Raw genomic sequence first — 16,756 nt, 5'->3', positions numbered from 1 at the left:
AGTGGCTCAGTTTGAAGTAATTAAGAAAGTTTCCGTGGTCATACCCGTCTACAATGAGGAACAGAGCCTGCCCGCCTTGCTGTCGCGCACTATTGCCTCTTGTCGCCTGTTAACCCAGTCTTACGAGATTATTTTGGTTGATGACGGCAGCAGCGATCGTTCGATTGAACTGCTGACCGAAGCGGCTGAAGTGCCGGAAAACTGTGTGATCGCCGTATTGCTCAACCGCAACTATGGACAACATTCGGCTATTATGGCCGGGTTTAATCATGCGAGCGGCGATCTGGTGATCACCCTTGATGCCGATTTGCAAAACCCACCGGAAGAGATCCCGCGGCTGGTGCTCAAGGCAGAAGAGGGTTATGACGTCGTCGGTACCGTGCGTGCTAACCGCCGTGACTCCTGGTTCCGTAAAAGTGCTTCCAAGATGATCAATATGATGATCCAGCGGGCCACCGGTAAATCCATGGGGGACTATGGCTGCATGCTGCGTGCCTATCGCCGCCATATTATCGAAGCGATGCTCCATTGCCATGAGCGAAGCACGTTTATTCCCATCCTCGCCAACACCTTTGCCCGCAAAACCGTTGAAATCCCGGTGCAGCATGCAGAGCGCGAGTTTGGTGACTCCAAATACAGTCTGATGAAGCTGATCAATCTGATGTATGACTTGATCACTTGTCTGACGACCACGCCGTTAAGATTGCTGAGCGTCGTGGGTAGCATAGTGGCCTTATGCGGGTTTGTTCTTGCATTGGCCTTGATTCTTATGCGTGTGATCTTTGGCCCGGTATGGGCGGCAGACGGCGTTTTCACGCTGTTCGCGCTGCTGTTTATGTTTATCGGTGCGCAATTTGTTGGAATGGGGCTGTTGGGAGAATACATCGGTCGCATTTATAACGACGTTCGTGCACGTCCCCGCTATTTTGTTCAGAAAGTCATCGGGACAGGTTCCGTCGATGTCGATACAGATCAGGAAAATAAATAATGAAAGCGATAGTATTTGCCTACCATGATATTGGTTGCGCGGGTTTAAAAGCCCTGGTTGAAGCGGGTTATGATGTGCAGGCAGTATTCACTCATACTGACTCCCCAGATGAAAACAACTTCTTTGCTTCGGTCGCCCGTACAGGTGCTGACCTGGATCTGCCAGTCTATGCACCGGAAGACGTTAACCATCCGTTATGGGTTAACCGCATCCGCGAGTTGCAGCCAGATGTTATTTTCTCATTTTATTACCGCAATATGCTCAGCGAAGAAGTGCTGTCATTAGCTCCGTTGGGCGGTTTCAACTTGCATGGTTCTCTGCTGCCACGCTATCGCGGACGCGCGCCAATCAACTGGGCCGTGCTCAATGGCGAAACCGAAACAGGCGTCACCCTGCATAAAATGGTTAAACGTCCGGATGCCGGTGATATCGTTGGTCAGCAAGCTGTGGCTATTGACCCACAAGACACGGCATTTACCCTGCATGGCAAAATGCGTGACGCAGCAGAGTCCCTGCTGAAGAAACTGCTGCCGGGCATGTTGGCAGGCGAGATGACGCTGACACCGCAAGATGAGTCACAGGCCAGCTATTTTGGTCGTCGTACCGCCGCTGACGGTGAAATTCATTGGCATAAATCTGCCAGCCAGATCAACAATCTTATTCGTGCCGTTACCGAACCTTACCCGGGTGCATTCAGTTACCTCGGCGAGCGTAAACTGACTATCTGGCGTGCTCGTGTCCTCGAGCAGGCTCACGATAAACAGCCTGGTACCGTATTGTCCAACGAGCCGCTGGTGATTGCCTGTGGTGAAGGTGCGCTGGAAATTGTCGCCGGGCAGACTGAGTCTGGTCTTTACGTTCAGGGTAGCCGTTTGGCCCTTGAAATGGGCATTATGCCTAACGTAAGACTGTCTCCGCGCCCAACGGCGGTGATGAAACGCCGTACTCGCGTGTTGATTTTAGGGGTGAACGGTTTTATCGGTAACCACCTCAGTGAACGCCTGCTGCGTGATGGCAACTATGAAATCTTCGGTCTGGATATCAGTTCCGATGCCATCAGCCGCTTTATGGATAACCCGAATTTCCACTTCGTTGAAGGTGATATCAGCATTCATTCCGAATGGATCGAATATCACATTAAAAAATGCGACGTTGTGTTGCCGCTGGTTGCCATTGCGACCCCAATCGAATATACCCGCAATCCACTGCGCGTCTTCGAGCTGGATTTTGAAGAAAACCTGAAAATTGTTCGCGACTGCGTTAAATACAAAAAACGCATCATTTTCCCATCAACCTCTGAAGTCTACGGTATGTGCGACGACAAAGAGTTTGATGAAGATAACTCACGCCTGATCGTGGGTCCAATCAACAAACAGCGCTGGATTTACTCAGTCTCCAAACAGTTGCTTGACCGTGTGATCTGGGCTTACGGCGTGAAAGAAGGTCTGCGCTTTACGCTGTTCCGTCCATTCAACTGGATGGGTCCGCGTCTGGATAACCTTGATGCTGCCCGTATCGGCAGTTCACGTGCCATTACCCAGTTGATCCTCAATCTGGTTGAGGGTTCGCCTATCAAGCTGGTTGACGGTGGCGAGCAAAAACGCTGCTTTACCGATATCAACGACGGTATCGAAGCCCTGTTCCGCGTGATTGAAAACCGCAACAATATGTGTGACGGTCAAATCATCAACATTGGTAACCCGACTAACGAAGCCAGTATTCGTGAACTCGCTGAAATGTTGCTCAAGAGCTTTGAAGCCCATCCGCTGCGCGATCAGTTCCCTCCATTTGCCGGCTTTAAAATGGTCGAAAGCAGCAGCTACTACGGTAAAGGCTATCAGGACGTTGAACACCGTACGCCAAGCATTAAAAATGCCCGTCGTTTGCTGAACTGGCAGCCTGAAGTCAGCATGGATAAAACGGTTGATGCCACACTGGACTTCTTCTTGCGTTCAGTTGAATCACCTGCCGAAAAGGGGTAACACCTTGACCGAAATGAAAAAAGTAGGTCTGCGGATTGATGTTGATACCTGGAGTGGCACCCGCAAGGGTGTCCCTGAATTACTAAGGCTCCTGGATAAGCATCAAATCAAAGGCAGTTTCTTTTTCAGTGTCGGGCCAGACAATATGGGGCGCCATTTATGGCGCCTTTTACGTCCCCGCTTTCTATGGAAGATGCTGCGATCCAATGCCGCCTCGTTGTATGGACTGGATATTTTGGTAGCGGGTACCGCCTGGCCAGGCAAACTTATTGCCAAAGGTTTTGCGCCTTTAATGAAACAGACTGCCGACCAGGGTCATGAAGTGGGGCTGCACGCCTGGGATCATCAGGGATGGCAGGCGAAAGTCGAAAAATGGACGCCAGCACAACTTGAGCAGCAGGTCCGTAAAGGACTGGTGGCTCTGGAGAACAGTATTGCTCGCCCGGTGGATTGCTCCGCTGTGGCCGGATGGCGCGCCGATCAGCGTGTCATTGATGTCAAAGAAAAATTTGGCTTTCGCTATAACAGCGATTGCCGCGGTACCTCGCCTTTTCGTCCACTGTTAGCCAACGGTGAACCGGGTACGGTACAGATCCCGGTGACATTGCCCACCTATGATGAGGTGATTGGCAGCAAGGTGGATAGCCAGGGCTTTAACGATTTTATTTTAGATGCCATAGCGCGCGATGAAGGGGTGCCGGTTTACACCATTCATGCCGAGGTTGAAGGTATGTCGCTCGCCGCTATGTTTGATGAGTTACTCTCGCGCGCCAGAGAGCAGGGAATTGAGTTTTGTCCACTGGGTAGTTTATTGCCTGCGGATACCCAATCCTTGCCGGTAGGGCGAGTTGTACGTTCGGAATTCCCGGGAAGGGAAGGGTGGTTGGGCTGCCAGCAAAAAGGGTTGAATTGAATGTCGAACAGTATTAAACGTGCTTATGGTTTTATGTTGTTGTTGTTTTTTACCGTACTTTATTTGCTGCCTCTTGATTTACGTTCTTTATGGCAACCGGATGAAACACGCTATGCCGAAATCAGTCGTGAAATGCTGCAACGTGGCGACTGGGTGGTGCCTCATTTCCTGGGGCTGCGCTATTTCGAAAAGCCGATAGCGGGGTATTGGATCAACAATATCAGTCAGATGATTTTTGGTGATTCTAATTTTGCTGTGCGCTTCGGTTCAGTATTCTGCTCCGCCATTAGCGCCTTGCTGGTGTTCTGGCTGGCCAACCTGATGTGGCACAATCGGCAAAAAGCCTATATCGCGACGCTGATTTATCTTTCCTGCGTATTGGTGTTTAGCATCGGTACTTACAGCGTACTGGATCCGATGATCACGCTGTGGATGACCGCAGCGATGGTCAGCAGCTATTTTTGCCTGCGCGTAAGCGGCACAAAGCAGAAGGCCCTGAGCTGGTTAGTACTGGGATTGGCTTGCGGTATGGGGTTTATGACCAAGGGGTTTCTGGCGCTGGCCGTGCCGGTGATTTCAGTGCTGCCGATTGTCTGGCGTGAAAAACGCTTTAAAACCTTACTCTGCTGGGGGCCGTTGGCCATTGTCAGCGCCTTTTTGCTGAGTCTGCCCTGGGTCCTGGCCATTGCCCAGCGTGAACCGGACTTTTGGCACTATTTCTTCTGGGTTGAGCATATTCAACGCTTTGCCGCCAAAGATGCACAGCATAGCGCACCCTTTTGGTACTACTTACCCATGCTCTGCCTGGGGGCCTTGCCTTGGCTTGGGCTATTGCCAGGGGCGCTGATCGGTGGCTGGAAAAAAAGAGCGTTGCGACCTGAGCTGTTTTTCCTGCTGAGTTGGGCAGTGATGCCGCTGATTTTCTTCAGTATTGCCAAGGGTAAATTACCAACCTATATCCTGCCATGCTTTGCACCGCTGGCCTTATTAATGGCAGACTATTTTGAGCAGGTTCGCCAGTCGCTCAGCTCTCGAGTGCTTAAAGTTAACGGTATCATCAATATTATCTTTGGTGGGCTGGTCGTTGTGACGCTGGTGGTGCTGTCCGGACGCTTGCCGCTGCATGTCAAAGCGATCTATGCGCCAGAAGAACTGCATAAATGGCTGATGGCGATTATGTGCTTTGCCACTTGGGCATTGGCTGGTGCGATGAGCATTACCGCTCCTCGCCGCTGGTATTGGGCTGCCGCCTGTCCATTAGTGCTAGCTTTGCTGGTCGGTCAGGCCATTCCGCAACATGTCATCGACTCCAAGCAGCCGCAGGAATTTATTCAGCAAAATATCCAGCCGCTAAAACAGAGCCGTTTTGTACTTAGCGACAGCGTAGGTGTGGCCGCGGGATTAGCCTGGGAGCTAAAACGTAGCGATATCCTGATGTTTGACGAGAAGGGTGAGCTGGAATATGGCCTGAATTATCCTGATGGTCAGAGCCACTATATCAGCGGTGCTGACTTCCCGACGTGGCTGCTAAAGGCGCGGGAGCAAGGAGACGTTTCAGTGATGATCCAGCTTGACAGTGACCTGCAGACCAGGGCAAAACTGCCACCGGCTGACAGTGAAATCAGCGCCAATCGCTTTAAGCTGCTTATCTACAAAAAACTGCCATGATTGGTTATCTGCTGGTTGTTGTTGTTAGCGTCCTGACCTGTGCCGGCCAGCTTTGTCAAAAAAAGGCGGCGCAGGTTGGCGCCATTCAGGTCGCGGGTAATCTTAAATTTATCCTGCGCTGGATGGCGTTGGCTATCCTGCTGATGGGTGTCGGCTTGTTACTCTGGCTGCGTGTATTGCAACTGCTGCCTTTGAGTATCGCCTATCCGATGTTGAGCATGAATTTTGTGCTCATCACTTTTAGCGCTCACTGGTTTTTTAACGAAACCATCGATCGACGTCATTGGGTCGGCGTGGCATTTATTATGCTGGGAATTTTGCTGATGGGACTGAGCCATTGAAAGGATATGGATGGGGCGTCGCCAGCCTGCTGTTGGTGACGCTGGCGCAGTTGTCCATGAAATGGGGCATGAGCCATTTGCCGACGATTTCACTGGATATAATTAACTATGCTGTGCTGATCAATAACCTGCTGCCGATATTTGTCGTCTGCTGCGGCATTGGCGGCTATGCACTTTCTATGCTCTGCTGGTTCTTTGCCTTGCGAGCGATCCCATTAAATCGCGCTTATAGCTTGCTAAGCTTAAGTTACGCGCTGGTCTATCTTGCCGCTGTTTGCCTGCCTGGTTTTAACGAAAACCTACACTGGTTAAAATCATTGGGCGCATTGTCAATTTTGTTTGGTGTGTGGCTTATTCACAGTAAACCGGCAAACCATTAAGCTAAATAATCGCTGTTGTTTACATTTTCTTTCGTTACATACAGCGATTTTTGTTGGATAGCGGATAAAATAGCGCTAAATTCTTTTAATCCTTAGATAACGGTAAGTTATCCCATCCACTGCTCCGCACCGATGGCGTGATTGTTGGATGTCTGCACAGGAACAAAAGAGATGCATAAGCGCACGGGACTTTTATATTCGCTGTTGGTCGTAGTTGCCCTGATCCTCAGCGGCTGTAGCAGCCATGCCCCGCTGCCCAGCGGCAATCTGGCTGATGCCGGTGCCGTGAGAGCGCAGTTAAACGACCAGCTCAGTGAATGGCATGGTACTCCTTATCGCTATGGCGGGCTGGAGCGTAACGGCGTCGATTGTTCGGGATTTGTATTTCGTACTTTCCGTGACCGCTTTGGCGTTATCTTGCCCCGTTCAACGGCAGAACAAACCAGGATTGGTACCAAAGTTTCTCGCAAAGAACTTTTACCCGGTGATTTGGTATTTTTCAAAACCGGCAGCGGAGAGAATGGCCTGCACGTAGGCATTTACGATACCAACGATGAATTTATTCACGCCTCCACCAGTCAAGGGGTGATCCGTTCTTCGTTGGATAATGTCTACTGGCGTAGGGTCTATTGGCAGGCGCGACGTATTTAATGCGATCCGGATAGGTATTTTCAGCCGAAAAACTATAGGGTACAAAAATAAGGATGATTTATAAAAAACTCAGCTTTTGCTGAGTTTTTTATTGAGTGAAAAAACCGCGTTGATCACGATAATAGGGCTGCTGTTTTATGGGATTTGATTATTAATAGGGATATTAATAAATGGCAAATCCTGCTTTTAGCTGGCTGGAAGATGACTTTATATACCCACCAAATACCTTGCTCAAAACAAGCAAGATGGCTATCCCGGGAGCCGGATTAAAAGCCGGTGAGAGTCGAATGCGACGTCTTGTCTTTGTTTTGGCCCAGGGAATGACAGAAAGCTGCCGCGTGCCGGGGGTATCCCTGGTTGCGCGCACTATGCCGATTTCACCCGCATTCCCCGATAACGATTTGTACAAAGTGAAACACGACCTTTCTCCCGCCTTCGTGGACATGGTTTTATTAAATTTACCTTATCTTCAGCAGGTTAAGGATTTTTCTGATTTTCACATAAATTAAGGGCAAAGCATATTATGTGTATATCAACGGCCTCTCCGCTTGGTAATATTAAGTTACAATTAAGGGGTGTTGATATATCAGGCTTGCCGAAGCCAGTGGGCGGGGCGTTATCTTATAAAAGATGCGACTGCATTAGTAGCAAGGCCGACAGGGAACCCTTTGCGTGGCCAATGCCAGTTAATGTCTTCAGCGAGCGGATGGTGCCTATGACAAATGCTGTAAGACCCTATAATGATTAAAAATAATCGTATGTTATCTGTACAGCTTAGGCGCTCAGAGACATTATCAATATGCATTAAAGGTACGGCGTAACAGGTAGCGACAGCCAGGGCAAGATCACAAAATTACGCTGCCATTCATGTAATTGTATTAAAGTTGCTTAAAAATGAAGGTAAATGACGTTCTTTTGCGCCGAAATTTTGATTAGCTGTGTTTATTAAAGGGCAAAGTTGCGTCATTTAGTCGCTAGAGATAAGATTGAACCGATCAGACTCCTTTATGTATGCCAATACCCCGTTAAAGAGGGTAGGGTAAGGTGTCAAAACGATGAAATGGACATTTTTAGGCATGGATGCGAAGCCACTTTTCGCAACCCGGACGGGATCTTTTTGATATCAATACGCCGCGAAACTGTCATTGACTGTTCGCCTGGGGCTTATGAGATTGATATGCAACAAAGACATTAATCAATAAGTCGTGCCGTAGAAGTGTTGGAAAAAAATGAAAATACAATTCGATACGGCATTTAACAGCAGTTATCTTTGCCAGCCGGTGTATTCACTTGAAGGGAAATTATTAGCGATAGAGTTGATTTGTCGCTTTTCCAGTACAGATAGCAAGTTAATCATGCCTACTGAACTGGTTTTGAATTTATTAACCACCCAGCAGTTGATCCGTTTTCTCGAGGAGCAAACCGCTTGGGTAAGAGTGCATCGGCCGTGGTTTGAAAAGCATAACGTTTTGCTGAATATCAGCGTCGACGAAAAATTGACAGACCTGCTTATTGAGAACGTTGCACTGCGTGAGGCCATTAAAGCCCTCTCTTTTGTCAATATATCGGTGAGTGAGTCATTTCCCCAGCTTTCGCAGGGACGAAGGAATGAAAGGTTGGTAAAGCTGAAGAAGCATTTTCCCCTGTGGTTAGAAAATTTTGGCTCGGGAAATGCCAATATGGCCGCAGTTTTCGATGGTTTATTTAGCTTTGTAAAACTTGATAAAGGTTTTTTTTGGCAATTATTTGCCAGCGAGCATTTTACTCTGGTATTGCCATCACTGCTAAGAAACATCAATCGCTATTGCCGTCATGTCATCGTTGATGGCGTCGATAGCGAGGAGTATCTGGCGGCGTTGAATATCACTCAAGTGCAGGGCATAAAGGGACTGTTATGGCCAGCCGTGGAGTCTACACAGCTTGATTTATTGCTGATCAAACCGTCGCAGTTTGCGTAGTTCACACCCGGTGCCGTCAATGCGGAACCGGGTGAACGGGTAATAATGGTCTTTTGTCGTTATATCCCTGCTGTTACTCCGTGTTAATCCCCGACGAAGCCCTCTACACTTAATAAAAAGAGAGGAGCCTATGCCGCAATTCGAACATCGTTATCTCGACCAATTACCCGGTTTTTACACTGAACTTGAGCCAACGCCGCTTAAAGGCGCGCGCTTGTTGTATCACAGCGCCCCTTTAGCTGCCGAACTGGGACTGGATAGCGCGCTATTCAATGCCGAAAATAGCGCCTATTGGAGCGGGGAACGGCGTTTTGCCGGGATGCGGCCATTGGCGCAGGTCTACAGTGGCCATCAGTTTGGTGTCTGGGCCGGACAACTGGGAGATGGCCGGGGCTTGCTGCTTGGTGAACAAAAATTGGCAGACGGCCGTTATCTTGACTGGCATCTGAAAGGCGCTGGTCTGACGCCCTATTCCCGCATGGGGGATGGCCGCGCCGTGCTGCGTTCAGTGGTCCGCGAGTTTCTGGCTTCTGAAGCACTGCACTATCTGGCGATCCCTACCACCCGCGCGCTGACGATTGTTACCAGCGAGGAGCCGGTTTTCCGCGAGCAGGTCGAACAGGGTGCCATGCTGATGCGTATTGCCGAAAGCCATATCCGCTTTGGTCATTTTGAGCATTTTTATTACCGCAAGCAGCCAGAACAGGTCGTGCAACTGGCCGACTACACCATCGAGCATCATTGGCCGCAGCTAAGCGGTGAGGTTGACCGCTATCAATCCTGGTTTAAAGATGTGGTTGAACGTACCGCCAGATTGATGGCCAAATGGCAAAGCGTCGGCTTCGCACACGGTGTTATGAATACCGATAATATGTCGATCCTCGGTCTGACTCTCGATTTTGGTCCTTATGGTTTTCTTGATGACTACCAGCCCGATTTTATCTGCAACCACACTGATCACCAGGGACGTTACAGCTTTGATAATCAGCCAGCGGTGGCCTACTGGAATCTGCATCGGCTGGCGCAGGCCTTGTCCGGCCTGATGTCTACCGAAAGCTTGCAGGCAGCCCTCGCCGCTTATGAGCCTGCGCTGATGGCCGAATATGGCTTGTTGATGCGCGCCAAACTGGGCTTTTTTACCGAGAACAAACAAGACAACGGCTTACTGACCGGACTGCTGAGCCTGATGGCGAAAGAGCGGTGTGACTATACACGTACCTTCCGTTTGCTCAGTGATGTCGTGCCGTCGGACGCCGGTACGCTATTGCGCGATGAGTTTATTGACCGTGCAGCGTTCGATAACTGGTATCAGGCTTATCGTCAGCGCCTGCTGCTGGATGAACGCGATGATGCCCTCAGGCAACAGGCCATGAAGTTGGCCAATCCGCGCATTATTTTACGCAACTATCTGGCGCAGCAGGCTATCGAAGGCGCAGAGCAAGGGGATATCAGTGCCTTGCAGGCGCTGCATCTGGCGCTGCAAAATCCTTATAGCGACGACAGCCGCTTCGATGCCATGGCGGCCATGCCACCGGATTGGGGCAAGCATATTGAGGTGTCTTGCTCCAGCTAGCGTAATACTGCTGTCAGTTATAGCCTGGCGGCAGTTATTGTCGCAAAAATATCTGCGGGATCGGCTGTTCCGGATGGCTGACCACGCCGAGGTCCGCACCATACCAGCGCTGCAAAATTTCGCTTTGCAGCACCTGTGCCGGTGTCCCTGCCGCCACCAACCTGCCCTGATGTAACAGCAGGATCCTGTCGGCATAAAGCGCCGCCAGATTGAGATCGTGCAGCACACAACACACGGCCAGGGGGGACTGTCGAGTTAAATGGCGCAATAGACGCAGGCTGTGTTGCTGGTGGTAGAGATCCAGCGCCGAAGTTGGCTCATCAAGAAACAGCCAGCGCGGCGCAGGAGTGTCGCTCCAAAGTTGAATCAATACCCGGGCAAGCTGGACACGCTGTTGTTCCCCGGCAGAGAGCTGCCCATAATCCCGTTCGGCGAGAGACAGACAATCCGTTTGCGTCAATACCTGCTGCAATGCACGCTGTAGCTGCCGATTGTTGTGTGGCGATCGGCCCAGACTGACCACCTCTCGCACACTGTAGCCAAAGGCCAGTTCACTGCCTTGTCGCATCACCGCGCGTATTCGCGCCAGCTCCAGCGGGTTCCAGGCGGACAGCGCCCGACCTTGCAGCAGACAACTGCCCGACTCTGGCGTCAGATAGCCGGTAAGCAAGCGCAGCAAGGTCGATTTACCTGCCCCATTGGGACCAATCAGCGCCACCAGTTGGCCACTGGCTAACTGCAATGAAATATCACTGATCAGTGGCCGATTTCCCGCGCGATAGCAAAGATGACTGGCCTGCAGCATGCTCATATTATCAATCATGGCGTTGTCCTCGCGAGCGTAAAATCAGCCACAGAAAATAAGGACCGCCCAGTAACGCGGTGAGCAGACCCACCGGCATTTCCGCCGGTGCTACCAGTGTGCGCGCCAGGGTATCGGCCAGCAGCAGCAGACAGGCGCCCCCCAGCGCCGAACCCGGCAGCAACCAGCGATGGTCGGCACCTATATGCATGCGCAGCAGATGAGGAATAACCAGGCCAATAAATCCTATAATGCCGCATACTGCCACACAGGCACCTACCAGCAGGGCGCTGAAAAATAGCAGGAAACGCTGAATACGGCGGACGTTGACCCCCAGATAGTGGGCGTCTTCATCACCCAATTGCAGCAGATTCAACTGACGGCCAAGACATTGAATGGCGATGCTGGCGGGAACGATCACCGAGGCGGCGACGATCAGGGTTGACCACTGTGCCTGACCGAGTGAGCCCATGGTCCATAGGGAAAACTGCCGCAGCTGACTGTCGTTGCTGATAAAAGTCAATACGCCCACCGCCGCACCGCAAATGGCATTGATGGCAATACCAGCCAGCAGCAGTCGCGACAGACCCTGTTGTCCCAGGCGACTAAGCAAAAACACCAGCAAGGAGACCGCAAGACTGCCGCAAAATGCTGCCAGCATCTGACTATACAGCGCCAGAAACGGCGGTAGAGGTAAAGGCAGAACGATCAGCAGGGCGACAAACAACGCGGCTCCGCTGCTGATACCCAATAGTCCGGGATCGGCGAGGGGATTACGGAACACCCCTTGCATCACGGTGCCCGAGCAGGCGAGGCCACAGCCGACGACCATTGCCAGCAGCACGCGTGGCAGACGGATCGTGACCCAGACTTGCCATAAAGGGTTATCGAAAGGGCGGTGCAGCAAAGCGCTTAACGAAACGGTAATCGCGCCACTGCTGGCGGCGATCACTGCCAGTAGGATCAAAAGTGCCGCCAATCCCAGCAATACCCAGACCTGCACCGGTAGCCGCGCATGGACAGCACCGCTGATGCTGCTCATTTTACCTGTTCCGCAGCCTGGCGAAGACGGGCCAGCACGGCCGGTGTCTGCAGGCCAAACCCCAGCAGTGCCATATCATCTACGACCAGTACCCGTCGGTTTTTACCTGCCGGGGTCATCGCCATTCCGGGAAGTTTCCACACATTGTCCAGCCCGCCGAGGGTACGCACACCATCGCCAGTCAACAGCAGCAAATCGGGCGCAGCGGCGACAATGCCCTCCTGAGAAAGCGGGCGATAGCGACTGAAGCCCTGCATGGCATTTTGCGCCCCCGCTGAGGTAATTATCGCTTCAGCGGCGGTATCCTGCCCGGCGACCATCGAACTCATACCTCCGTGGCTGAGGATAAACAGCACTTTTACCGGCAGCGCACTGCGTTTGACTGCCGCCAGTTGCTGATGATAGCTGGCAATCAATTGTGCACCTTGCGTTTCACGATGCAGGGCAGCGGCAATCACCCTGATTTTCTCTGCTACCGTATCCAGCGTGGCAGTACCGGGGACGTGAACAACCTGAACCTGGCTTTGCGCCACCTGTTGTAATGCCAGCGAAGGCTGGGCGAGGTCAGAAGCCAGCACCAGCGTCGGCTGCATCGACAAAATCCCCTCGGCATTAAGTTGACGCATATAGCCGACATCGGGCAGTTTGCCTGCTTGCTCAGGATGAGTACTGGTGCTGTCGCGGGCCACAAGTTCACTGCCTGCGCCTAGCGCATAGATAATTTCGGTGACGTCACCGCCGATGCTGACAATCCGTTGCGCGGCGTGCAGGGGCGATAACACCGCCAAACACAGGACAGCACAGGCTATTTTCCAGTGAAGTTTCATGCGGTGGCCCCTTGTGGGGTCAGGGTGGCAATCTGATCGCGCCATTGGCGTTGTTCGTGATCACCTTCGCTGCGTTGCCCAAACAATTGCGCAATTTGACTGCCATCGGCGGCAAACAGCTCGAGGCTGGTGACATAACCGTCGCGGGTCGGTTTGCGGGTTACCCAACTTTCTGCAATCGCGCTGGCGAGCACATGCAGCGTAAAACGATCATTAAAGACATTAATCCACTCGCCATGTGGCGTAACCCGATCAATACCACCGGTGAAAATCTGCACGCAGCCTTTGTTGCCGACAAAGATCATAATTTCATTATTATCTTGTGCAGCGGCATGCAGGATCTGCGTTAGCGACTCATTGCCTACCTGATAAGCCAGCTCATCACTGACGGCGCGAAAAGCCTGTTGCCGGGTAAGCTGGCGCCGACGTAATAACGGAAAGAACTGATGAATATCGGTCATTTGCCGCCATTCGGCGTCGAGCCCGGCAGTATCACCGTTATCGCTGTCAGTTTGTGGCGCGGATTCTACCCGCAGCGGCAAGGGGTTTTTGGCCTGATATTTTTCAATTAATGCTGCCCATTGGTCGAGATGGGTTGCCGCGGTGGCATAGATTTTATGTACCGCTGTGCCCTGTAAATCAAAAAATTGCAGGCTATGGCGTATTCCTTGGGCCGAGTCTTCACTCAAGGCATAGATGCTCTGCCAGTGACTAAGAAACAGTCGCAAATCCAGCGCGCGGGGATTGAGGATCAAACCGGCGTGCCCCTCCAACTGCTGGTTTTTATACTCACCTACCTGCTCATGAACGGCAAATCCATTGCGGGTGATCGCCTTGACCTCGCCGACCTTTGCCAAAGCGGCGAGCAGGGTGCGGGCATCGCTATCCAGCCGGAGGGCATCAAAGGACACCCGCGAGTCGATCAGTTCAGCCTCGCTGATATGTAAAAGTGCGGCTAAATCGCGGGCATATTTACCCGGGTTTTGGGCTTTAATGTGCAGATAAGTTTCATGGCTGATTGGTGGCATGGGCATCTCTCGCGCTGGAATAGGCAATATAATCATTTGTTGGTAATGGTAATCAATATCATCTTAATAATCATTATCATGTTAACGCGATTTTACAGCAAGTGAAATTTGATAACCTGGATGGCAGATCACTCTGTGGGGAGGGGAACAGAAATGGCAGGATGCAGCAGGGGATAAATAGCAACAGGCATGGCTTGATTCAGCAGCGCAATACGCGAACATGGCGCGGCAGTCAACAAGCTACGACCCCAAGGCAGCGCCTGTGGGGTCGTAAATTCGGTGGACTAAGCGGTAAAACGGCTGTCGGTAGCCTCAGCCAACATGGCCAGCAGCGTTTCGGTATCTTCCCAGCTCAGGCAGGGATCGGTGATCGATTTGCCATAAATCAGCGGGGCATCTGCGCTCACCGGCTGAGTCCCTTCTTGCAGGAAGCTTTCTGCCATAATCCCGGCGATACGTTTGCTTCCGCTACGGATTTGCTGGCAGATATCTTCGGCAACCTGCAGTTGACGGCGGTGCTGCTTTTGACAGTTGCCGTGGCTAAAATCCACCACCAGCCGCTGCGGCAGATCAAACTCCGCCAGATTGGCACAGGCCTGCGCGACGTCTTCGGCATGATAGTTGGGTTTCTTGCCACCGCGCATAATGATGTGACCATACGGATTGCCTGATGTACGGTAGATAGTCATCTGCCCGCTTTTATCCGGCGACAGGAACATATGGCTGACCCGTGAGGCGCGGATGGCATCGATAGCAATACGGGTATTACCATCGGTACCATTTTTAAAACCGACAGGGCAAGAGAGCGCCGAGGCCATTTCACGGTGGATTTGGCTTTCGGTGGTACGTGCGCCAATGGCTCCCCAACTGATTAAATCGGCCAGATATTGACCAATTACCATATCGAGGAACTCGGTGGCCGTCGGCATCCCCATTTCATTAATAGCCAGTAAAACCTTGCGGGCAAGTTCGATACCGTGATTAACGCGGTAGCTGCCATTGAGATCCGGATCGGAGATCAGGCCTTTCCAGCCGACGACGGTACGGGGTTTCTCAAAATAGGTGCGCATCACAATTTCCAGGCGGTCCTGGTATTTTTCACGCAATACATTGAGTTTCCCGGCGTAATCCAGGGCGGCTTCTATATCATGGATAGAGCAGGGGCCGACAACAACCAGCAAACGCTGGTCTTCACCGCTGATAATCTTTTCAATACGCTGACGTGAGGTCGTGACCTGTGTTGCCACAGCAAGCGAAACCGGTAATTTTTCTGCCAGGGCTTGTGGCGTAATCAGGCGATCGATGCGCGTCGTACGCAGTTCATCTGTTTGTGACATGTGATTCTCTGAAATTTTTTTCTTCGCTGCGGCAGGAGTACCGGGAAGTGATGGCGATCACAATAACTCAAAACCGAAGCAATTCAACTCTTGTCGGCGGTGAATGTCGTTTAAATCAGTAAAAATCCGCATAAAAGGTCCATTTTTCTGCTGACGATCACGGACATCAGGGCCATTTACGCATCACCGCCTGGCAGCGTTCCTAGTACATACGCCGACTCATACCAAAACTATCGAGGATTTTTGCCGAGATCTCTTCGACAGAATAGTTGGTGCTGTTGAGATAGCGGATCTGGTTTTTACGAAACAACGCCTCCACTTCGGAAACTTCCATTCGGCACTGTCGCAAAGACGCATAGCGGCTGTTTTCCACCCGTTCCTGACGTATGGCCGCAAGGCGTTCCGGATCGATAGTCAGACCATAAAGTTTATGCTGATGCGGTTTTAACGCGGCGGGAAGCTGAATATTATCCATATCATCCGCAGTAAAGGGATAGTTTGCCGCGCGGATGCCAAACTGTAAGGCGAGATAAAGGCTGGTCGGTGTTTTGCCGCAGCGCGATACCCCCAACAGGATAATCTGAGCCTGATCGAGATTACGCAACGAGATGCCGTCATCGTGGGCCAACGTGTAGTCAATGGCCGCAATACGGGCGTCATACTTATTGATATTGTTGGCGGTCAAACCGTGGGTGCGATTAGCCACCGGCATCGGATCCACACCCAGCTCATTTTGCAACGGTGCCACCAGGGCCTGCACAATATCCTGACAAAACCCCTCGCTGGCGGCGATGATATTGCGCACCTCAGTGGAAATAATCGAGTAGAAGACCAGCGGCCTTACCCCGGTTTTGGCGTAGATATCATTAATCTGTTGGCACACCGCTTTCGCCCGACCTTCATTTTCCACAAAAGGCAGTGAAAAGGTGGTGGCATTGACCGGAAACTGCGACAACACGGCGTGGCCCAACACTTCAGCCGTGATCGCCGTACCATCCGAAATATAAAACACACATCTGTCCACGTTTTATCCCGATTTTTTTGTGCCCGTCAGGCAAATTGAAGATGACAACCGGGCGAGAATCGCCCGTTGCCGACGAAATTTGTTCTTATTGCGGGTGGATAGCGATAAATAGCCATTAACCCAGCGTAGAGTGATTTCATTATTAGCGCGTTTTCGCGTAATAAAAAAGTTTGCCGACGGGAGTTTTATCAATTCGCGACATTGCGCAGTGCTGCCGTATTCAAACTACGGACTTGTCGTCG

General features: G+C 51.5%; 16 protein-coding genes. 10 read left to right on the top strand and 6 right to left on the bottom strand.

What is annotated here, in order from left to right:
• The first annotated feature begins 1 nt into the window (after position 1).
• The 10 genes from arnC to GW590_RS18425 all read left to right on the top strand — a co-directional run bounded on the left by arnC (position 2) and on the right by GW590_RS18425 (position 10,454).
• Positions 2-988, top strand: a complete 987-nt coding sequence (gene arnC / locus GW590_RS18470) for an undecaprenyl-phosphate 4-deoxy-4-formamido-L-arabinose transferase (protein WP_169404551.1) — start codon at positions 2-4, stop codon at positions 986-988.
• Positions 988-2,970: a bifunctional UDP-4-amino-4-deoxy-L-arabinose formyltransferase/UDP-glucuronic acid oxidase ArnA gene (arnA, locus tag GW590_RS18465; protein ID WP_169404550.1), complete on the top strand. Its 1,983-nt coding sequence runs from the start codon at positions 988-990 to the stop codon at positions 2,968-2,970. The genes arnC and arnA overlap by 1 nt, the downstream gene beginning before the upstream one ends.
• A 13-nt stretch (positions 2,971-2,983) precedes the next feature.
• Positions 2,984-3,883 carry a 4-deoxy-4-formamido-L-arabinose-phosphoundecaprenol deformylase gene (gene arnD / locus GW590_RS18460; RefSeq protein WP_169404601.1) on the top strand — a complete coding sequence of 300 codons (900 nt, stop codon included), beginning with the start codon at positions 2,984-2,986 and terminating at the stop codon, positions 3,881-3,883.
• Positions 3,884-5,551, top strand: coding sequence for a lipid IV(A) 4-amino-4-deoxy-L-arabinosyltransferase (arnT, locus tag GW590_RS18455; RefSeq protein WP_169404549.1), 1,668 nt, complete (start codon positions 3,884-3,886; stop codon positions 5,549-5,551).
• Positions 5,548-5,892 (top strand): 4-amino-4-deoxy-L-arabinose-phosphoundecaprenol flippase subunit ArnE, encoded by a 345-nt coding sequence (arnE, locus tag GW590_RS18450; protein WP_169404548.1) that lies wholly within the window; start codon positions 5,548-5,550, stop codon positions 5,890-5,892. The genes arnT and arnE overlap by 4 nt, the downstream gene beginning before the upstream one ends.
• Positions 5,889-6,272, top strand: coding sequence for a 4-amino-4-deoxy-L-arabinose-phosphoundecaprenol flippase subunit ArnF (arnF, locus tag GW590_RS18445; protein ID WP_169404547.1), 384 nt, complete (start codon positions 5,889-5,891; stop codon positions 6,270-6,272). The genes arnE and arnF overlap by 4 nt, the downstream gene beginning before the upstream one ends.
• Positions 6,273-6,443: 171 nt before the next feature.
• On the top strand, positions 6,444-6,923 hold the full coding sequence (locus GW590_RS18440) for an NlpC/P60 family protein (protein WP_169404546.1): 480 nt from the start codon (positions 6,444-6,446) through the stop codon (positions 6,921-6,923).
• Between the two features lie 170 nt (positions 6,924-7,093).
• Positions 7,094-7,432, top strand: a complete 339-nt coding sequence (locus GW590_RS18435) for a hypothetical protein (RefSeq protein ID WP_169404545.1) — start codon at positions 7,094-7,096, stop codon at positions 7,430-7,432.
• 720 nt (positions 7,433-8,152) lie between these two features.
• The gene (locus tag GW590_RS18430) at positions 8,153-8,881 is read left to right on the top strand and encodes an EAL domain-containing protein (RefSeq protein ID WP_169404544.1); all 729 of its coding nucleotides are present in this window, start codon (positions 8,153-8,155) and stop codon (positions 8,879-8,881) included.
• Between the two features lie 130 nt (positions 8,882-9,011).
• Complete coding sequence (locus GW590_RS18425) at positions 9,012-10,454, top strand: protein adenylyltransferase SelO (RefSeq protein WP_169404543.1); 1,443 nt, start codon at positions 9,012-9,014, stop codon at positions 10,452-10,454.
• 34 nt (positions 10,455-10,488) lie between these two features.
• On the opposite strand, the gene GW590_RS18420 is transcribed toward GW590_RS18425, so the two are convergent.
• The 6 genes from GW590_RS18420 to ppsR form a co-directional block, all read right to left on the bottom strand.
• Positions 10,489-11,277 (bottom strand): heme ABC transporter ATP-binding protein, encoded by a 789-nt coding sequence (locus GW590_RS18420; protein ID WP_169404542.1) that lies wholly within the window; start codon positions 11,275-11,277, stop codon positions 10,489-10,491.
• Positions 11,270-12,298 (bottom strand): FecCD family ABC transporter permease, encoded by a 1,029-nt coding sequence (locus tag GW590_RS18415; protein ID WP_169404541.1) that lies wholly within the window; start codon positions 12,296-12,298, stop codon positions 11,270-11,272. The genes GW590_RS18420 and GW590_RS18415 overlap by 8 nt, the downstream gene beginning before the upstream one ends.
• The gene (locus GW590_RS18410; protein ID WP_235955987.1) at positions 12,295-13,125 is read right to left on the bottom strand and encodes a heme/hemin ABC transporter substrate-binding protein; all 831 of its coding nucleotides are present in this window, start codon (positions 13,123-13,125) and stop codon (positions 12,295-12,297) included. Before GW590_RS18410 ends, GW590_RS18415 begins: the two co-directional genes overlap by 4 nt.
• On the bottom strand, positions 13,122-14,153 hold the full coding sequence (locus GW590_RS18405) for a hemin-degrading factor (RefSeq protein ID WP_169404539.1): 1,032 nt from the start codon (positions 14,151-14,153) through the stop codon (positions 13,122-13,124). Before GW590_RS18405 ends, GW590_RS18410 begins: the two co-directional genes overlap by 4 nt.
• Before the next feature lie 284 nt (positions 14,154-14,437).
• Positions 14,438-15,490, bottom strand: a complete 1,053-nt coding sequence (locus GW590_RS18400; RefSeq protein WP_169404538.1) for a 3-deoxy-7-phosphoheptulonate synthase — start codon at positions 15,488-15,490, stop codon at positions 14,438-14,440.
• A 202-nt stretch (positions 15,491-15,692) separates the two neighbouring features.
• On the bottom strand, positions 15,693-16,514 hold the full coding sequence (gene ppsR / locus GW590_RS18395; protein ID WP_169404537.1) for a posphoenolpyruvate synthetase regulatory kinase/phosphorylase PpsR: 822 nt from the start codon (positions 16,512-16,514) through the stop codon (positions 15,693-15,695).
• Between the last annotated feature and the right edge of the window lie 242 nt (positions 16,515-16,756).

Source organism: Rouxiella aceris, from assembly GCF_012933545.1.
GTDB lineage: Bacteria > Pseudomonadota > Gammaproteobacteria > Enterobacterales > Enterobacteriaceae > Rouxiella > Rouxiella aceris.
The sequence above is the reverse complement of the archived record's forward strand: the minus strand, read 5'-3'. Positions and strand labels throughout refer to the sequence as shown.